This window comes from Bradyrhizobium sp. AZCC 2262, from assembly GCF_036924535.1.
Taxonomy (GTDB): Bacteria; Pseudomonadota; Alphaproteobacteria; order Rhizobiales; family Xanthobacteraceae; genus Bradyrhizobium.
Window position 1 is genome coordinate 152,032 of sequence record NZ_JAZHRT010000001.1, and the last position, 18,326, is coordinate 170,357.

Annotated in this window: 12 protein-coding genes and 1 pseudogene; 12 read left to right on the forward strand and 1 reads right to left on the reverse strand. The window is 61.1% G+C overall.

Features of this window, described 5'->3' with window-relative positions; genetic code table 11:
• The 10 genes and pseudogenes from cyoA to V1283_RS00860 all read left to right on the forward strand — a co-directional run bounded on the left by cyoA (nt 1) and on the right by V1283_RS00860 (nt 12,568).
• On the forward strand, nt 1–876 hold the full coding sequence (cyoA, locus tag V1283_RS00820) for a ubiquinol oxidase subunit II (RefSeq protein ID WP_334384560.1): 876 nt from the start codon (nt 1–3) through the stop codon (nt 874–876).
• A complete protein-coding gene (gene cyoB, locus V1283_RS00825; RefSeq protein ID WP_334384561.1) occupies nt 873–2,855 on the forward strand; it encodes a cytochrome o ubiquinol oxidase subunit I in 1,983 nt (660 codons plus the stop codon). The genes cyoA and cyoB overlap by 4 nt, the downstream gene beginning before the upstream one ends.
• On the forward strand, nt 2,852–3,487 hold the full coding sequence (locus tag V1283_RS00830) for a cytochrome (ubi)quinol oxidase subunit III (protein WP_334384562.1): 636 nt from the start codon (nt 2,852–2,854) through the stop codon (nt 3,485–3,487). Before cyoB ends, V1283_RS00830 begins: the two co-directional genes overlap by 4 nt.
• Nucleotides 3,484–3,879 carry a cytochrome o ubiquinol oxidase subunit IV gene (gene cyoD / locus V1283_RS00835; RefSeq protein WP_334384563.1) on the forward strand — a complete coding sequence of 132 codons (396 nt, stop codon included), beginning with the start codon at nt 3,484–3,486 and terminating at the stop codon, nt 3,877–3,879. The genes V1283_RS00830 and cyoD overlap by 4 nt, the downstream gene beginning before the upstream one ends.
• Before the next feature lie 164 nt (nt 3,880–4,043).
• On the forward strand, nt 4,044–4,844 hold the full coding sequence (locus tag V1283_RS00840; protein WP_334384564.1) for an acetoacetate decarboxylase family protein: 801 nt from the start codon (nt 4,044–4,046) through the stop codon (nt 4,842–4,844).
• Nucleotides 4,845–4,976: 132 nt separating this feature from the next.
• A complete protein-coding gene (locus tag V1283_RS00845; protein ID WP_334384565.1) occupies nt 4,977–5,780 on the forward strand; it encodes an acetoacetate decarboxylase family protein in 804 nt (267 codons plus the stop codon).
• A gap of 339 nt (nt 5,781–6,119) precedes the next feature.
• Nucleotides 6,120–6,701, forward strand: a complete 582-nt coding sequence (locus tag V1283_RS00850) for an AraC family transcriptional regulator (protein ID WP_334384566.1) — start codon at nt 6,120–6,122, stop codon at nt 6,699–6,701.
• Nucleotides 6,698–6,991: pseudogene (locus V1283_RS44515) on the forward strand (winged helix-turn-helix domain-containing protein); the annotation flags it as partial. The gene V1283_RS00850 and the pseudogene V1283_RS44515, both read left to right, overlap by 4 nt.
• A gap of 135 nt (nt 6,992–7,126) precedes the next feature.
• Nucleotides 7,127–9,547 (forward strand): ATP-binding protein, encoded by a 2,421-nt coding sequence (locus tag V1283_RS00855; protein ID WP_334384567.1) that lies wholly within the window; start codon nt 7,127–7,129, stop codon nt 9,545–9,547.
• A 117-nt stretch (nt 9,548–9,664) separates the two neighbouring features.
• The gene (locus tag V1283_RS00860) at nt 9,665–12,568 is read left to right on the forward strand and encodes an ATP-binding protein (RefSeq protein ID WP_334384568.1); all 2,904 of its coding nucleotides are present in this window, start codon (nt 9,665–9,667) and stop codon (nt 12,566–12,568) included.
• Here the strand turns inward: V1283_RS00860 and V1283_RS00865 are convergent.
• Nucleotides 12,555–14,345: a LuxR C-terminal-related transcriptional regulator gene (locus V1283_RS00865; RefSeq protein ID WP_334384569.1), complete on the reverse strand. Its 1,791-nt coding sequence runs from the start codon at nt 14,343–14,345 to the stop codon at nt 12,555–12,557. The two genes, V1283_RS00860 and V1283_RS00865, sit on opposite strands and share 14 nt — an antisense overlap.
• Before the next feature lie 441 nt (nt 14,346–14,786).
• On the opposite strand from V1283_RS00865, the gene V1283_RS00870 reads away from it, so the two are divergent.
• Together V1283_RS00870 and V1283_RS00875 are read left to right on the forward strand one after the other, a co-directional pair.
• On the forward strand, nt 14,787–15,326 hold the full coding sequence (locus V1283_RS00870; protein WP_334384570.1) for a hypothetical protein: 540 nt from the start codon (nt 14,787–14,789) through the stop codon (nt 15,324–15,326).
• 195 nt (nt 15,327–15,521) lie between these two features.
• Nucleotides 15,522–18,284: an ATP-binding protein gene (locus V1283_RS00875; protein ID WP_334384571.1), complete on the forward strand. Its 2,763-nt coding sequence runs from the start codon at nt 15,522–15,524 to the stop codon at nt 18,282–18,284.
• The last annotated feature ends 42 nt before the right edge of the window (nt 18,285–18,326 follow it).

Consider the following 18,326-nt stretch of genomic DNA (forward strand, 5'->3'; position numbering starts at 1 on the left):
ATGCGATACGGTCTCCTTGCCGTCCTGATCGGGGCCGCCACGCTCGGCGGCTGCGCCGAAGGCGTGCTCGACCCGAAAGGGCCGATCGCCGCCGCCGACCGGCAAATTCTGCTCAACTCACTGGGCATCATGCTGGCGATCGTGATCCCGGTGATCGTTGCCACGCTCGGCGTTGCGTTCTGGTTTCGCGCATCGAATGAGCGCGCGCGGTACCGGCCCAATTTCGTGTATTCCGGCCGCCTCGAGTTGCTCGTCTGGTCGATCCCGGCCATGACCGTGTTTCTGGTTGGCGGCGTCGCGTGGGTCGGCTCCCACGAGGTGAGCCCGCGCAAGCCGATCGCATCCAACGTGACGCCGCTGCGGGTGCAGGTCACCTCGCTCGACTGGAAATGGCTGTTCATCTATCCCGATCAGGGCGTTGCCAGCGTCAACTACCTGGCGATCCCTGCAGGCACGCCCGTCAGCTTCGAGCTGACGTCCTCGGGCGTGATGAACAGCTTCTTCGTGCCGCAGCTGGGCAGCCAGATCTACACCATGGCCGGAATGGTAACCCGCCTTCACCTGCAGGCCGACCAGCCGGGAAGCTTCCGCGGAATGTCGGCGCAATACAGCGGAGAGGGTTTTGCAGACATGTACTTCAACGTCGAAGCCGTTGCGCCCGAGAAATTCGCAGAGTGGGTAGACGCCACACGCAACGTCGGCATGGAACTGAATGCCACAACCTATGCGCAGCTGGCCAAGCCGAGCGCTGCGGTGACGCCATTTACCTATCGGTCGGTCACGCCCGGTCTGTTCGACAGTATCCGGGTCTCCGACATGCAATCCGGCGGCGCGATGTCCCACGGAAGTCCGGCGTCAATGAGGGCAGAAAAATGAATCTACTCGGCAAGCTCGACTGGAGCGCGATTCCCCTCGACCAGCCCATCATCATGGGCGCGTCGGGGGGCATGGTCCTGGTCATCGTCGCCATCCTTTCGTGGGTCACGCTCAAGGGGTATGTGCCGTATCTCTGGCGGGAGTGGATCACCTCCGTCGACCACAAGCGTATCGGCATCATGTACATCATCCTCGCGCTGATCATGCTGCTGCGCGGCTTTGCCGACGCCATCATGATGCGGGCGCAGCAGGCGCTCGCCGCCGGCGGCGCGCAGGGATACCTGCCGCCCGAGCACTTCGACCAGATCTTCTCGGCGCATGGCACGATCATGATCTTCTTCATGGCGATGCCGTTCGTGATCGGAATGATGAATTTCGTGGTGCCGCTGCAGCTCGGCGTCCGCGATATGGCATTTCCGACCTTGAACTCGGTGGCCCTCGGGCTGACCGCGTCGGGCATCCTCCTGACGAACATCTCGCTCGCGGTCGGCGAATTCTCGAAGGCCGGTTGGGTCGCTTATCCGCCGCTGAGCGAACTTCAATACTCGCCCGGCGTCGGCGTCGACTATTATCTCTGGGCGCTGCAGATCTCCGGCGTCGGCACGTTGATGACGGGCATCAACTTCGTCGCGACCATCCTGAAAACGCGCGCGCCGGGGATGAGTTATATGCGCATGCCGGTGTTCTGCTGGACGTCGCTCGCGGCGAACCTGCTGATTGTCGCGGCTTTCCCGGTTCTGACTGCGACCTTGGCGATGCTGCTGCTCGACCGCTACCTCGGCTTTCATTTCTTCACGACCGATGCCGGGGGCAACGCGATGATGTACGTCAACCTGTTCTGGGTTTGGGGTCATCCCGAGGTCTACATCCTGGTGTTGCCGGCGTTCGGCATCTTTTCCGAGGTTGTCTCGACCTTCTCCGGCAAGCCGCTGTTTGGCTATCGCTCCATGGTTGCCGCGACGATGGCGATTTGCGTGCTGTCATTCGTGGTCTGGCTGCACCACTTCTTCACGATGGGCGCCAGCGCCAACGTCAACGGCTTCTTCGGGGTCATGACGATGATCATCGCCGTGCCGACGGGGGTGAAGGTCTTCAACTGGTTGTTTACGATGTATGGCGGCCGCATCCGGTCCACCGTCCCGATCCTGTGGTCGATCGGCTTCATGGTGACGTTCGTGATCGGCGGCATGACCGGCGTGTTGATGGCCGTGCCTCCGGCCGACTTCCAGCTCCACAACAGCCTGTTCCTGATCGCGCATTTCCATAATGTCATCATCGGCGGCACGGTGTTCGGCTTGATGGCGGGATACAATTACTGGTTCCCGAAGGCGTTCGGTTTCAAACTCGACGAACGCTGGGGCCGGGTTTCGTTCTGGTGCTGGCTGATCGGCTTCTACATCGCTTTCATGCCGCTCTACGCGCTGGGACTGATGGGCATGACCCGCCGCATGCAGCATTACGATGTTGCCAGCTGGCAACCATGGTTGGTGGTCGCGGCGTTCGGCGCCGTCGTCATCCTCGTTGGCATTGTCAGCCAGGTGATCCAGCTCGTGGTGTCGATCCGCAACCGCGAACAACTGAAGGTGACAGCTGACCCGTGGAACGCCCGCACGCTGGAATGGGCGACCGCTTCGCCGCCGCCAGCCTGGAATTTCGCCGTGCTTCCGCAGGTCAGAGGCCTCGACGCTCTCTGGAACAGGAAGCAGCGCGAACGCACGCAGACCCAGCCGGCACCGGAACGCAAATTCGAATCGATCGAGGTGCCGAAGAACAGCGCGACCGGCTTCATCATCGCCTTTTTTGCAGTCGTCGCCGGCTTCGCCATGATCTGGCACATCTGGTGGATGGCGGGTGTGGGGGCGATTGGAATCTTTCTGACCATGCTGGCCTTCGCGTTTCGCGACGAAGAGGAAATCGAAATTCCTGCCGAGCAGGTTGCGCGTTTCGAACAGGCGAACCAGGCGGAGATTGCAGTATGAACGTCGCTGTCGCAGTTGATGATGGGGTTCGTTACGAGGCGCGGTCGAATGCAAGTGAGGCCGGTCCCGCTGCCAAGCGGGTCGTCGTTGGCTACGGCTTCTGGGTCTTCCTGTTGAGCGACATCGTGATGTTTTCGGCAATCTTTGCCGCTTACGCGGTGCTCAACCATGCGACCGCCGGCGGCCCGGGCGCCGTGCAGCTGTTCAGCCAACGCAGCGTTGCGATCGAAACCGGCTGCCTTCTCGCATCCAGCTACACCTGCGGCTTGATGTCCCTGGCCATTGGCTCGCGGCGTTACAGCGCCACCTATTTGGCGGCCCTCGTCACCTTCGCGCTGGGAGCGGCGTTCCTCGCGCTGGAGCTGCGGGAGTTCGCCGCCATGATTGCCGCCGGCGCCGGTCCGCAACGCAGCGCCTTCCTTTCGGCCTTCTTCATGCTGGTCGGCTGTCACGGATTGCATGTCGGCGCCGGCCTGGTCTGGCTGGTGGTGATGATGGCCCAGGTCGTCGTCAAAGGCTTTCGCGCGAAGGTGGAGCGGCGTCTGCTCTGCTTTTCACTGTTCTGGCATGCGCTCGACATTGTCTGGGTGTGGCTGTTCACGGTGGTCTATCTGATGGGAGTCCTTTCATGACCGACACGCAGTACGATCGCGCGCCCGGCGACGCCTCAGCACTTCCCGACGTCGAACAGGGCGCATCGTCCGGCGTGCTCGTCTACACGATCGGATTGGCGCTCGCGGTGGGCCTCACGGCCCTGTCGTTCTGGGTCGCCAACACGTCGCTGCTCTGGACCGGCGGTGTCTCGCTCGGCCTGACCGTGCTTGCGATTGCGCAAATGGGGGTCCACCTGGTGTTCTTCCTGCATGTCACCACGGGACCGGACAACACCAACAACGTGATGGCACTGGCGTTTGGTGTGCTGATTGTCGCGCTGGTCGTGGTCGGATCACTTCTGATCATGGCAGACCTGAACGACGGCATGATGCCGGGGCCAGAGCTGATGAATTTGCACATGCAGCGCTGAAGGGCGTCGCAGTTGCTCGGTCCAATCGCTTTCGTATCAACCTCGGGGACGCACAAACCGCCAAGCCGTCACGCGTTTGTCCAAGCTTCAGGAACGATACCAGCGCTAGCATTTCATGTTGAAACAGTGCGCGGCTGATACGCCACTGGCGGTGGGGGCGAGAAATGCTGAAAGGATTCACGGCGCCTCGGTCTCCTCTGAGCGCTGCTGCATTGGTCCCGTCGCCTCCCTGGCATTTCGCAGGTGATGTCCTTGCGGTGGAATTCTGGAATGATCCCGACGTATCGGTCCATATCCTTCCGGCGGGTGTCGAGCTTGACAGGGAATGTCCAGGTCACGCCGTCGCGCTCTTCACGGACTATCAGTTTACGGCGCAGAACGATGAGCATCTGGATCCTGCCAGGTATCAATGTCGCGGGTTCAGCATCCTCCTCGACGCGATATGGAAGGGGACACGAATAGCGTGGTGTCCATATTGCTATGTCGACAACGATGCTGCGTTGATGAGAGGCTGGATTCAGGGTTATCCGAGAAAGCTCGGGACGGTACACCAGACCCGCTCTTTCGCCGCCGAGAGCGCAGCTTCGGCGCCACTCGTGCATGACGGCAGGTTCTCGGCCTGCATGTCGGCTCATGGCCGTTTGCTGGTGCAAGCCCGCGTTACCTTGCATGAAAAGACCGAGCGCCTTGTTGGCCTGCTCGATCGCCGGATTGTGGGGCGTCGATATTTTCCGCGGCTCTCGGCCGGCATGCACGACAAACCGGCCGTCGATGAACTGGTTCGATGCGTCTCGAACCATCTCCTGATCACGAACATCTGGAGCGGCGCAGGCGAGCTCAATTTTCCGGAGGCCTATGGCGAGGAGCTGGAAGTGCTGGGGCCGTTGAAGGTGGGGCGCGGATATCGCTTCTCGTTTTCCTATTCCGTCACCGATATCGAGGTCCTGGCAGACCTGACCGCCTAGCAATCACGGCTGATCCCGACAAGGCGCGTTCCGGTTTGCGGCAGGAATCTGCAAGAAAACGCACTTCAATCAAATCAATTGCGGCTGGTTTCGGTAGCTTCTTCGCCGGAAGTGATGCATCGGGAAACGGGAATGCTCAGGGGCTTTACAGTTCCGAAATCGCCATTCGGTCAGGCCGCACTAACACCGCCGCCACCCTGGCACTATGCCGGCGACGTCGTCGGGATAGAGTTCTGGACGGACCCCGACGCGACGGCGGCGACATTGCCGAGTGGTCTTTCCCCGGATCCGAACTCAAACGGTCACGCCGTCATGATGTTCCTGGATTGGCAATTCACGGCACAGGACGACGAATATCTCGAGCCGGCTCGCTATCAATATCGCGAGGCTTTTATTCTGGTCGACGCCATGTATCGCGACGAGCCGGTGATGTGGTGCCCGTATATTTATGTCGACAACGACGCTGCGCTGGCCCGCGGCTGGACGCAGGGATTTCCCAAGAAAATGGGAAGCATTTTTCAGACGCGCTCCTTTGCGGCTTCAGGTCCCGCCGCGGCGCCGGTTGCGTCGGGCAGCCGGTTTGGCGCCAGTCTTTCGGCGCATGGCCAACGTCTTGCGGAAGCCTGCGTCACCTTGCAAAGACCGGTCGAGAACGGACTGTCTCTCCTCAGCCGACCCACGGTCTTGCTGCGATACTTTCCGAGGTTGGCGGCCGGATACCAGGACAAGCCGGCGGTCAACGAACTCGCGATGTCGATCACCGACAATCTCACAGTTGTCGGCGCATGGATCGGGAAAGGCGAACTCAACTTTCCGGAGGCGAATGGCGAAGAACTCAACGCGCTCGCACCGAAAAGGATCGAGTCCGGGTTTCGCTACTCGCTTTCCTATTCGGTTAGCGATCTGAAGATCCTCGACGACCACGGCTCGCAGTAACTGAAAGCACTCTCACCGTAACGGCGAAGCATACAGTCCCTTGCTTCGCCGGAGGGACTTCGCGGCACCCCCGTCCCGCGGAGGCCCTCGGCCGGGGGACGTTGTTGCGGACCTCGCAGCGCTCATGGCATTTTCGATGTGAGCGCCTGCCGAGGTGTTCGAAATTGTTACAACGCCGCGTCATAAAAACGCGCAACATATTGATACATAATATGAAAAACGTTCAGCACAGCGCGTCAACATTAACCTTCCATAACGCTGATTAACGAGCCAAAAGGCGCCCGCTGCTGCACTCTCCCGCCGATCCGAAGCCTCGGATAGCTCGTCGAGGGAGTGATCATGGAAGGACTTCAAACCACCGCACTAGAGTCTTCATTTGCGGAGGACCAGCAGTTCCACCTGGTTGCGAACAGCGTGGCCAAGCTGCTTGAAACGGCAAGGCGAGAGCTGGGGCATGATCAGGAGGCGGCCAAGGTGTCGCTGGCCACGGCATCGCACATCCTGCAAGCGGAGATCGAACGTTGTTCGGGCGCTCCCGGCCTCACAAGGGGCGGTCTGGCGGCCTGGCAGATCCTTCGCGTACGTGCTTACATTGACGGCAACTTGCACCGCACCATTCACATCCGGGATCTCAGTGCGGTCGCACGTCGAAGCCCGGCGCACTTCTCCCGGAAATTCAAACTGGCCGTCGGCGAGTCGCCGCATGCCTATGTGGTAAGAAGGCGTCTGGAAAAAGCCTGCCACCTGATGATAACAGGTGCGGCATCGCTGAGCGAAATCGCCTTGAGCGTAGGCTTTTCGGATCAGGCACATCTATGCAGGCTGTTCAGACAGGCCTTTGGTCAGAGCCCGGCCAACTGGCGGCGCGAGCGCGGAACTCCTGACGCCTCGAGAACCGGCGTGGACGAGAATATCCCATGAGCGATCAGCGCGGCAAAGTGCTGAGTTTCGGCCCTTTCGAACTGTCGACCGGAAGCAGGCTTCTGACAAACGGCGCCAAGGTCGTGCCGCTCGGCGCGCGCGCGATGGATCTCCTCATCGTCCTGGTGGAGCAGCCAAACAAGGTCGTCGGCAGGCGGACCCTGATTGAGCGCGTCTGGCCGGCGAGGGGAGCCGAACAGGTCAGCCTGCGCGTCCACATCTCGGCGCTGCGGAAGGCGCTCGATCAGAGCGACCCTGGCAGGCGGTATATCGCGAACGTACCCGGGCGCGGGTACAGCTTCGTCGTGCCGGTAACGTCCCTTGCCGCGCCAGCGCCGGGGGATCTTAAGGCGCCCTCGAGGTCCCGGCTGCCCGCGCGCTTGATGCGGATGCTCGGACGAAGGGATGCCCAGGCCGCGATCCAGATGAAGCTCGCCGAGCAGAGGTTTGTGACGATCGTCGGGCCCGGCGGCATCGGCAAGACCACGGTAGCGGTGGCGGTGGCCCACGAGATGGGCGCCAGTTTCGACGGCCATATTCATTTCGTCGACCTGGGTGCTCTCGGCGCCGCCTCACTGGTCGCGCCCGCGGTGGCCACAGCGCTCGGTGTATCGGTCCAAACAAGCAATGTCGTACCGGCCTTGATCGATCGTTTGCAGGAAAAGCCGACGCTCATTATTTTCGACTGCTGCGAACACCTCATCGACGGCGCGTCTGCGGTCGCAGAGGAATTGATTCGCCGTGTTCCAACGCTGCATTTGCTCGCGACCAGCCGCGAGGCGATGCGTGTCGAGGGGGAACATGTCCATGAACTCAGCGCGCTGGCATGCCCCCCCGAAGACAACAATCTGTTGGCACGGGAGGCCCTGCAATATCCCGCCGTTCAACTGCTGGTCGACCGCGTGCGGGCGGTGCGAGGTGATTTCGAGCTGGCCGATATGGATGCCTCGATTGCCGCGGGAATCTGTCGGCGGCTCGATGGAATTCCATTGGCCATCGAACTCGCCGCCGGCCGGGTCGACATATTTGGCCTTAGCAAGACCGCAAGCTTGCTCGACGACCGGCTGAACCTGTCATGGGTGGGGCGTAGAACGGCCCTGCCGAGGCATCAAACCCTGAACGCGGCGCTCGAGTGGAGCTATGACCTGCTTGGTGAGGCGGAGAAGCGCGTGCTGGGCCGGCTCAGCGTTTTTGCCGGCGGATTCACGTTCGAAGCGGCTGTCGCGGTTGCCGCCGACGAGACGATAGATGAAGCCAATGTCTCGGATTGCCTCTGGGAGCTTCGTTCGAAATCGATGATCGCCGTTCGGGGGCAGGAGGGGAGGCTGCGTCTGCTGGACACTACCCTTGCCTTTGCTTCACGACGACTTGCCAACAGCGATGAAGAGAACCACTGTCGCCGGCGTCACGCCCTTTACTTCTGCGACTTGTTCAAGCAAGTCGCTTCGACGGATGAGCATGAAAGGCTCAAGGCGTCTGGAGACGAGGTCGACAATCTCAGAGCGGCCCTGAACTGGGCTTTCTCGGCCGCAGGCGAGGCGAAAATTGGCGTTGAACTTGCCGCCGCTTCGGCAAGCATCTGGATGGCAATGGCCCTGCTTACCGAATGCCGGGAGTGGATGACGAAAGCCATCGGCCGGATCGATGAGGCGAGTGCCGGCTCACGGCAGGAAATGATCATTCAGTCCGCACTCGCCAGCTGCATGATGTTCACGGATGGCATGACCGAAGAATCGTATGCAAGCTGGGCGAAAACGCGTTTCCTTGCCGAGTGCCTCAACGACACCGAATGCCAGCTCGATTCCCTGCTTGTCCTCTGGGCTCACCAGATACGGATTCCAAGCTATGCCGAAGCGACAGAGCTGGCTGATCGATGCGGCGATGTCGCTGACGAGAGCGGCAATCGCGGCGCGATTGCGATGGCCAATTACATGCGCGGCGTCACATACCATCACAGCGGGCGAATATTGCAGGCCGAAGCTCATTTTGAAATGGCGCTGCACCGCGATGACGAAGCGTCCCGGCAATCGCTCATCAAGCGGTTCGGCTACGATCGGAAGGTCGACGCCCTGGCTGTACTGGGCAACCTGGCCTGGCTCCGGGGCTCTCCCGATCAGGCGAAGCGCTTTAACCAGACGTCGATCGCCGAGGCGCGCCAACTGGATCACGCGGTACCGCTCTGCGTGGCGCTCGCCTGGGCAAGCTTCAACGCATACCTGACAAGTCCAGACGATTCCGAAACTGAAGCGCTTGCCAACGAGCTTGTCGACCACGCCGCAAAATACGCCGTGGAAAGCTATCAGGGCGTCGGCCTCAGCGTGCAGGCGCTCTGCAGGGTCAGGCGGGACGGCAGCGATGCAGCTTCGGCGACGCTCTATCGCGGTTTGGAGAAGTTGTCAGCCGCGCGATATGGGGTCTTCAACTGGATCCTGCAGGCAGAGCTCGCAAGATGCATGGCCGTCGCCGGTCGCCACCGGCAAGCACTGGCCGTTTTCGAGCGAGCGAAGATCAACCTTGACGAGACCCAATGGTACGCTCCGGAGCTGCATCGGATCAGGGGCGAACTGGCCCTTGGCAATGGCGAGGGACTTGCGGCTGGCAGGCAATATTTTATCAGCGCGCTTGAACTATCGGACAGACAAGGGAGCTTGTCGTGGGCGCTCAGGGCCGCGACCAGCCTTGCCATTGCCGAGACGTCGCTCGGGCGAAAGGAGACCGCGTGGCGGACCCTGCAAGCCACGCACGCGAAATTCTGGGAAGGCCTTGAGACCTCCGATCTGCGGTTGGCCAGGCAGGTGTTGAACGGCTCATACCGGTCCGACAGCATCATCAACTCGTTACACTGAGCCGCTTGTTGCTGGGGGAGGTTTCGGCTAACACTGGATTGGCTGGGAGTATATTTGCACAGGACCGACGACGAACGGCGAACGACCGAGTAGTCGAGGATCCTGGCGGAATAACTCATGTCGATTCAACAAATGGGCTCGATTCAGCAAGTTGGCTCACCCGGCGCGATCCGGCTGGGTTTTGGCCCGTTCGAACTCAATGTCGCCGAGCGTTCCCTCAGGAAAGCGAACCAGGTCGTTCCACTTGGTGGCAGGGCTTACGACATCCTGATTGCGCTTCTCGAAAACGCCGGTGAGGTTGTCGGGAAGGCCGAGCTGATTGCTCGGGCATGGCCTGACGTAACGGTCGAGGAAGGCAGTCTTCGCGTCCATCTGTCGGCGCTGCGCAAGGCATTGGGCGACGGTCAGTTCGGTAACAAGTACATTGCGAGCATACAGGGCCAGGGCTACAGTTTCATCGCGCCGATCGCCCGCCTTCCCACGGGCCACGACAGGGCAAATGCATCTGCGGGAATGTCCAGCCTGCCGCCTGCACTGGGCCGCATGGTCGGTCGCGGCAATGTTATCCATGAGATTCAGGGTTTGCTGAAGACGGGCCAGCGCCTGATTACAATTCTGGGCGCTGGCGGCATCGGCAAGACAACGGTTGCCCTGTCCGTCGGACACGGGGCGTTGGCCGACTTCTCCGGCGCGGCATTCTTTGTCGATCTTTCAACCGTAAACGACCAGGAGCATCTCAGCGAGGCGATTGCTTCGGCAGTCGGGCTCGGCCCGCAGTTGGCTGATCCAAAAGAGGCGCTGCGTAATTTTCTGCGCCCTCGCAAGGCGCTTGTCATTCTCGATAGTTGCGAGCATCTCATCGGGAAAACCGCGGAGATCGTCGGCTTTATTTTTCAAAATGCCCCCGACGTCTACATACTTGCGACCAGCAGGGAGGCATTGCACGTCCCTGGCGAACACGTACTTCGTCTTTGTCCGCTGGATTGTCCGCCGGATCGGCCGGGGCTGACGGCGTCGGAGGCGATTGCCTATCCGGCCGTGCGGTTGTTCGCCGAGCGCGTCAGCGCCCGTCGTGGCGAGTTTTCGCTTCGTGACGACGAAGCTGCCATGGTTGCCGAGATCTGCCGCAAGCTCGACGGCATTGCGCTCGCCATCGAACTCGCCGCCGGAAGGGCCGCTATCTTCGGCGTCGGGAATACGGTGGCAAGACTGGGTTCGCGCCTCGATCTCCTGAAGTTCGGCCGGCGGACCGCAAATCCACGGCACCAAACGCTGATCGCAACGCTGGACTGGAGCCACGACTATCTTTCGGAGATCGAACGGGTCCTGTTGCGACGTGTCGCAATTTTCGTCGGGCAATTTACGCTTGAGGCGGCATTCGCCGTGACGGAGGAGGCCGGGATCGACGAGTCCGAGATCGCGGGTGCGATAAAAAATCTGGTCGATAAATCACTGGTCGGGGTTTGGACCGGCCCGCGAGGGCCGTGCTACCGGTTGCTTGATACGACGCGTGCTTACGCGTTGGAGAAGTTGGAGGCCAGCGGCGAGCAGGATTCCATCGCCGGGCGGCACGCGAGTTTCTTGATTCGAATGCTGGCGGGTAAGCCGGTCAATCTCCTTGATCTGGAGTCCACGGAAGCCGCAGACAATGCCGCGCGAGACTATCTTGGAAATATCCGTGCCGCACTCGAATGGGGCTTTGGTCCTTCTGGAAACGACAGTGCGGCCATAAAAATGGCTGCGGCGGCCTCGCAGTTGTTTCTGGCCAAATCGCTTTTTGTGGAGTGTCGGGGCTGGATGCAGCGGGCGATCGATCGGATGGCTGCGGACTGTGATCCGCGGGATCAGATGGAAATCCATGCTTCGCTCGCGTTGTCGCTGATGTTCACCGAAGGGAATAGCGAGAGGGTTCGCGAGGCCTTCAATACGGCGTTGACGCTCGCAGGGCGGCTTGAGGATACCCATCAGCAATTATGTCTCCTCAGCGGGCTGTCGATGTACCTTCACCGGACGATGGACGCGGCTGGTAGTCTCGAAGTTGCGCTGCGCGCCGAGGCTGTCGCGAAGACGACGGGAAATCCCGAAGATGCCGCGGTTGCGGACGCGATGCTGGGAGCCGCGTATTACATGCTCGCCGACCACGTCCGCGCGCCAAAACACCTCGAGCGGGCCCTGCACGGGGCGCCGCCGTCCCGACGGTTCAACGCAACACAGTATCTGTTCGATCTGCGTTCCACATCGTTGTTCAACCTGACCCGATCGCATTGGTTTGCCGGCAATCTCGACCGGGCCGGCGTTTATGCTGAAAGAACCATCGAGGAAGCCGGCCGATCGAACCATCCGATCGCGCTGTGTCGGGCCTTTATTCAGACGATGCCGCTCTACTTCTGGATCGGTCATCTGGGTAGGGTCGAGCGGGACCTTGCCGAGCTCGAGCTCATCGCGGAGAAATATTCGCTGGAGCCATTTCGCGCGGTCGCCATGGGACTCAGGGGGCGGTATTTGGTGCGCGCCGGTCAGACAATGGATGGCATATGTCATCTGCGGAATAGTTTGGAGAAGCTGCGGACTCTGCGGTACGAAATGCAAGTAACAGACTTTGTCGCCGAACTGGCGGTTAGTCTGGCTAAGCAAAACCGGCGCGCGGAAGCATTGGACCTGATCGACGGTTCGATCGCAACGCAGATCGGCTTGAAGAGACCCCTTCACCTTCCTGCCCTCTTCTTGGCAAAGGGCATGACGTTCGTGCGCGGAGAAGCCCGGCAGATTGGCCCGGCTCAGGAGTGTTTCGAGGAGGCGGTGGCGCTGGCGGGGCGGCAGTCGGCGCTTTCGTTCGAGTTGCGGGCAGGGCTGGAACTCGCGCGACTCTGGAATGACCGAGGTCAAATCCGAAAGGCCCATGATCTCATTGGCCCCATTTACGGTCGATTTGTTGAAGGCCTAACGACACCCGATCTTGTCTGGGCGAGGCAAATCCTCGAACAGACGAGCGTTCCGGCGCGACGCCTCACTGCGTCGTGACAAGGCCCAGGGTCTGCGCGCGTGATACCGCTTGCGCGCGCTTCTCAACACCCAGCTTGGTGAAAACGCTCTTGAGGTGCGACTTCACGGTTTCAGGCCCGATATAAAGACTGCGGGCGATTTCCTTGTTGGACAATCCTCCCGCGATCAGCGTCAGGATGTCGGTCTCGCGGGGACTCAATGCGTGCAGCGCCTGGACCCTGACGGTGGGTGCCAGGCGATCCTGCCGTGCTCTTTGCGAATCGGACGCGAGCCGATCGACATAAGACGCTAAATGCGCGCCAAGACTGCCGCTCTGCTGGACCATCTGCACGAGTTCGGAAGTGATCGGAGCCTCGTCCAGAATGATCTGATAGAGACCGCCGTCGGCGCATGCAGCAAGAACACGGCGAAATCGACTGGTTGCCTCCGTAGCCTTGCCGAGCCGGAGCTGAAGGGCAGAGAGTCGCATCTCGACCCGGATCAGGAAGTAGCGATGATGTGCGGCCTCGGTTTCACGCTGCAGCTCCCGCAGGATTGACATCGCCTCTTCAGGCCGCTCCCGTTGCCCCAACAAATGAGCGTGGGCCAGTTTGTGGTCCCATTGAATTTCCGACCAGGCACAGAGTCTGGGCGCAGGGTACTGTTGCGTCAGCCGCTCCAGCCGGTCGACGCATGCGGCGGCTTCATCGACGCGGCCTTCGTTGAGGTAAAGCCGTACTCGTTCTGCCGTTGCCGCGGCCGTCAGCCGTCCCCAATCCCGCGAGATGCCATGGTTTTCGGCCCGCTCCAGCAGTGTGTGGGCACGCTCGAGGTTGATCCGGGCAGCCGCGGCTCTCGCCATCACGAAATAGGCGCTGCGAACGCAGTCGAGCATCGTCCCGGAATTGATCAGCGACGCGCGATCGATCACCAGCGCTTCCGCCTCGTCGAGCTGGCCCTGCTCGTAGAAGATCCGCGCAAGCAGGCTGGTAGGCAAAGCCGCGGCCACCGAGTGCGGGCCGACATACTGCTCGGCAATGCGCAACCCCTCGCGGTAATGCCCCTCCGCCGCGGCGAGGCGCATCTGCCGGAGCTCTGCGACCCCTTGAAGGCAGCGCCGATATACCGATGCAAATACGTTTCTCCGGTCTTCCTCCGGTGAATAGGGCATCCAGGGTGTCGCGTAGAACTGCTTGAGGTCACCGGCCTGCAGGTGGCCGAAGCGAACGACGTTCGAGGCGACATTCGCAGTCCAGGGATCGGACGAGCGATTCACGCAATCCTGGGCCAGAGGCAAGGCCCGCTCGCTGTCGTCCTTCAGCGCGATGGCAACGGAGCGGATCGCCTGGCATTCGCACAGCAAGTCGCTCTCCGGCAGCTGGGTAGCCGTGATATCGTTCTCTATTTCAGTTGCGAGCTGCAGGGCCTCGTCAAAACGTAGCGCAAGCGCCAATCCCCAGGCGATCGCCAGCCTGACCTCGGGCTGACCCCGCATCAGTTCGTCGGGAAATTGGCGCTGCCATTCGAGCAAGGTGAAGAGATCGCCTCTTTTTATCAGAGCCATCGCGCAATTGTTGATCCAGCTGATCGCACGGTCGGAAGCGCCGGCCGCAATCGCGTGCTGGACCGCCTCGGTCCATAATTCGTGGGAGGCATACCAAACAGCGGCACGTCCGTGCAGCTCCGGAACCTCAATGCCGCGGTCCGCCTCCAGCCTCCGTTTCAGATAGTCCGCGAGCAGGGTGTGATAGCGAAACCATACCCCGTCATTGTCGAGCGGGGTGAGCAACATCTGGCGCTCGGCGAGCGATGCCAAAATTGTGCGGCTCGAACTCGAACCCGTTACGGCCTCGCATAGCGGACCGGAGAGCCGATCAAGAATCGCCGTTCGCAACATGAAGTCGACCATTTCGACGGGAAGCGTATCCAGCATCTCCGACAAATAGGCTGCGATCGGGCGCTGCGAACCCGAGAGACTTTGCACGTACTCCTTGAAGGCCAGTCCGAACTGTGAGGGCATCGACGCAACAATTCGCAGGGCGGCGGGCCACCCTTCAGTCTTGCGTTGCAAGAGTTGGACGTCGGGGAGCTCCAGAGCGCCAGGCTTGGCGTGGTCCAGAAACGTCTGCGTCTCCTGCATGTCGAATCGCAGGCTTGCGGAATCAATCTCGATTAGCTGATTCTGGGCTCGCAGGGTCGCGAGCGGCAGGGGAGGTTCGGTACGGGTCGTAAGCACGACATGACAGTGAGACGGCGCGTGCTTCAGAAAATACGCGACCGTTTGATGGATGCGAGCCGCGCTGAGCCAGTGATAGTCTTCGAGAAACAGATAAATATCATCCTCAATCTCGGCCAGATCGTTGATCAGGCTCGACAGGATCGCTGTCGGGTCGATCAGGTTGTTCTCCAGGATCAGCCCAATTGCGCCGGCGCCGACGTCCGGACAGGCATGGTGCAGGGCCTGGGATACGTAACACAGAAACCGCGTGGCTTCGTCGTCGTCCGAATCGATGGTCAGCCATCCAACACAGTTGCCGTCCTGCTCGAGCTTCTCGGCGCAAGCCGCCGCCAGCGAAGTCTTGCCGAAGCCTGCCGGCGCCTTGATGACGGCAAGCCGTTTGGCCGGGAGTTCGGACAGGATCGCAGCGAGTCGGGGACGTGCGACCAGCCCGCCGAATCGCGCCGGCAAAATCTTGGTCGCGAGGAATGGCAGCTGTCCCCTGGCGGGCGAGGCGGCCGTTCCGGTAGCAAGATTGCTCGATCGCGGCTGGATCAAGGGCTCCCCTTATCGCCGTGAGCTCGTCCCCCATTCGGGGGGTACCCCGGGTGACGAAAGTGTACGATCTCTGGTAGCGAGAAGGAAGCGCCGGACATCAGGGGGCAAAACTGACCGGAGAGCCGAAGCAAGCTCATGTCTATCAGGAACACACGCTTAGGTTTTGCGCGGATAGTTGAACACCCGGACAAGCAAGCCAGGTCCAGGCCAAGAGTCATGGTTGACGACGATCCTCAAGGAAATCTGCAATTTGGCCCCTTTGAGCTTTCGAGCAAGGAAAGGGTGCTGCGGCGCGAGGGCGAGGTGTTGCCGCTTGGCAGCAGGGCCCTCGACATTCTGATCTACCTCGCCGGACGTCCGGGTGAGGTGATCGCAAAGCAGGAATTGATCGATCACGTCTGGCCGGACGTAACGGTCGAGGACGGCAGCATCCGGGTCCACGTCGCCGCGATCCGCAAGGCACTTGGCGACGGCCAATTTGGCAACCGCTACATCGCAAACGTCAAGGGGCGGGGCTACTCGTTCGTCGGCAACGTCGTCTCCGGCGCCGGCGGCACGGAAAGCGGAAACGCGAGGCTCCGGCAACACGGTAGGCTTCCGCTGCGACCGATCACGATGATCGGGCGCGAAATGGCCGTCAGCGAGGTCAGCGACAAGCTGCGAGAAGCGCGGTTCGTAACGCTGCTCGGCCCCGGCGGCATTGGCAAGACGACCATTGCGCTGGCCGTTGGCCGCGCCGTTGCCGAAGAGTTTGGCGGCAAGGTGCATTTTGTCGACCTGGAGAGCCTTACCGATCCGCGGCATGTGGCGGGGGCCGTCGCGACATCTCTCGGACTTGCGCTCAAATCGAAAGATCCCGGCCTGGAGCTGGTCGACCTCGTTCGCTCGCAGAAGCTTCTGATCATTCTCGACAGTTGTGAACACGTGATCGAGGCGGTCGCTCTGGTGGCCGAACAACTTTACCAGGAAGCCGAGCAGATCCATCTTCTGACCACGAGTCGCGAATTGCTGAAAGTCGAGGGTGAGCATTGCTGCCGGGTTCTCCCGCTCGATGTTCCACCGGACGGGTCTGCGCAGACGGCACATACCGTGCTTCGATATCCGGCCGTGCAATTGTTTGTGCGGCGGGTGGCGGCGAGGGCGGGAGGCGTCGTTCTCACCGACGAGGAAGCGCCGTTCGTCGCGGAAATGTGCCGAAAGCTGGACGGCATGCCGCTGGCGATCGAGTTGGCGGCGGGCCAGGTCGCCATACTCGGCATCAAGAACACGGTAGCCCGCCTGGTGTCCCGGCTGGAATTGCTGAAGCTAAGCCACCGGACGGCAGTTCCCAGGCACCGGACGCTCAAGGCGACACTGGATTGGAGCTATGATCTGCTGTCCAACGCAGAGAGGATTGTTCTTCGACGCATTGCTCCTTTCGTCGGTCAATTCACCCTCGAGGGCGCGAGATGCATCGCCGGTGAACTCGACGTGGGCGCCGGAGAAATTTTTGACGCAATCGCCGGCCTGGTCGAGAAGTCGTTGATTGCAACCCGGATCGACGAAACGCAGGCGCAGTATCGGTTGCTGGACACGACGCGGGCTTATGCGCTTGAAAAACTGGAGGAGCATGGCGAGTTCGACTCGATCTTCCTGCGGCATGTGGAATACGTCACCCAACAGCTCGAATCGCAAAAAGAAATGCTGTCGGCCTTGCCACGGGCTGAAAGGGTTTCAGCCTATTCCCGGCAGCTCGGCAATATCAGGTCGGCGCTGGAATGGAGCTTTGGATCGCACGGCAACGACGAGATCGCGACCAAACTTGCGGTCGCTTCAACGCAGCCTTTTATGGAACTGTCGCTACTGACCGAATGGCAGGGCTGGGCCGAACAGGCCATAGCCCGGCTGGAAGGTCGCGAGAGGAACTCCAGCCACGAGATGGCGGCTTCCGCTTCGGACCTTGCCCAGGAGTTCAGGCTGCTGAGCGGACTGTTCCTGTATTCGAGCTGGACCACCGACATTCACCGCGCGCTCGATATCGCCGCGCGAAGCCAACGGGTGGCCTTGAAAATACGAGATCGCGACGACATGGCGTTCGCCGAGACGATGTTGGGCGCCGCCAATCATCTGGCGGGAAATCATCTCGCAGCACAGGGGCATTTCGAAGCGTGCCTGCGCCACTCGGCGCCGGGCGCGCGCCTGCGCGCCGGACACTACCTGTTTCACCACACCACCCTCTCGCTTGCCGGCATGGCGCGCTCGCTGTTGTACCGGGGGGTACTCGACCAATCGCTGCACTACGCGAGGCTCGCGATAGAGGAAGGGGAAAAATCCGGCTATCCGGCGACATTGTGCCGAGCCCTGATCCTGATTCTCCCTGTCTATCTGGCGCTCGAGGATTGGCCGAGGGCAGAGCAATACATCGCGCAACTGAGCGATCTCTCCGCAGCTCACGCCCTCAAGCCGCTCCAGGCCATCGCAACCGGGTTGCGAGGCCGGTGGCTTCTGCTTCAAGACAATGTTCGCGACGGCGTTCCGTTGCTGAAGAGGGCGTCGGAAGAGCTCGAGGCTCAACGTCATGAAATGCTCAATATGGATTTTGTCAGCGATCTCGGTGCGGGTCTTGCTGCTTCCGGCCTTCACGAGGAGGCCTTGACGCTGGTGGCGAATGCCCTCGACGTGCAAAAACGTGGGGGAAAATTTCTGTTCGTGCCGGCTCTGATGAGAGTGAAAGGCGTCGTCCTGGCATCCAGATCGCACGAGGACTATCCCGAAGCAGAAACGAGCTTTCTGTCGGCAATCGACTGGGCGAAACGGCAGTCCGCCGCTCTGTTTGAATTGAAAGCCGCGACGGACCTTGCGGAGCTGTTGCTGAAACAGGATCGCGTGCCGGAAGCTTGCAAGCATCTCGGCGCGGCCGTCGATCGAATGCCGGCCGGGATATTATCTCCCGATCACGCGCGCGCCCTGCAGGTGCTCAACCAGCTCCAATCCGGCTGAAGCAGACATCGCGCTGCCAGCGCAGGCGGGTTCAAGTCCTCG

What these genes read in the sequence shown, in the direction of transcription:
- cyoA (WP_334384560.1), top strand. Translation starts at nt 1, where the DNA reads ATGCGATACGGTCTCCTTGCCGTCCTGATCGGGGCCGCCACGCTCGGC.
- cyoB (WP_334384561.1), top strand. Translation starts at nt 873, where the DNA reads ATGAATCTACTCGGCAAGCTCGACTGGAGCGCGATTCCCCTCGACCAG.
- V1283_RS00830 (WP_334384562.1), top strand. Translation starts at nt 2,852, where the DNA reads ATGAACGTCGCTGTCGCAGTTGATGATGGGGTTCGTTACGAGGCGCGG.
- cyoD (WP_334384563.1), top strand. Translation starts at nt 3,484, where the DNA reads ATGACCGACACGCAGTACGATCGCGCGCCCGGCGACGCCTCAGCACTT.
- V1283_RS00840 (WP_334384564.1), top strand. Translation starts at nt 4,044, where the DNA reads ATGCTGAAAGGATTCACGGCGCCTCGGTCTCCTCTGAGCGCTGCTGCA.
- V1283_RS00845 (WP_334384565.1), top strand. Translation starts at nt 4,977, where the DNA reads ATGCTCAGGGGCTTTACAGTTCCGAAATCGCCATTCGGTCAGGCCGCA.
- V1283_RS00850 (WP_334384566.1), top strand. Translation starts at nt 6,120, where the DNA reads ATGGAAGGACTTCAAACCACCGCACTAGAGTCTTCATTTGCGGAGGAC.
- V1283_RS00855 (WP_334384567.1), top strand. Translation starts at nt 7,127, where the DNA reads ATGAAGCTCGCCGAGCAGAGGTTTGTGACGATCGTCGGGCCCGGCGGC.
- V1283_RS00860 (WP_334384568.1), top strand. Translation starts at nt 9,665, where the DNA reads ATGTCGATTCAACAAATGGGCTCGATTCAGCAAGTTGGCTCACCCGGC.
- V1283_RS00875 (WP_334384571.1), top strand. Translation starts at nt 15,522, where the DNA reads ATGGTTGACGACGATCCTCAAGGAAATCTGCAATTTGGCCCCTTTGAG.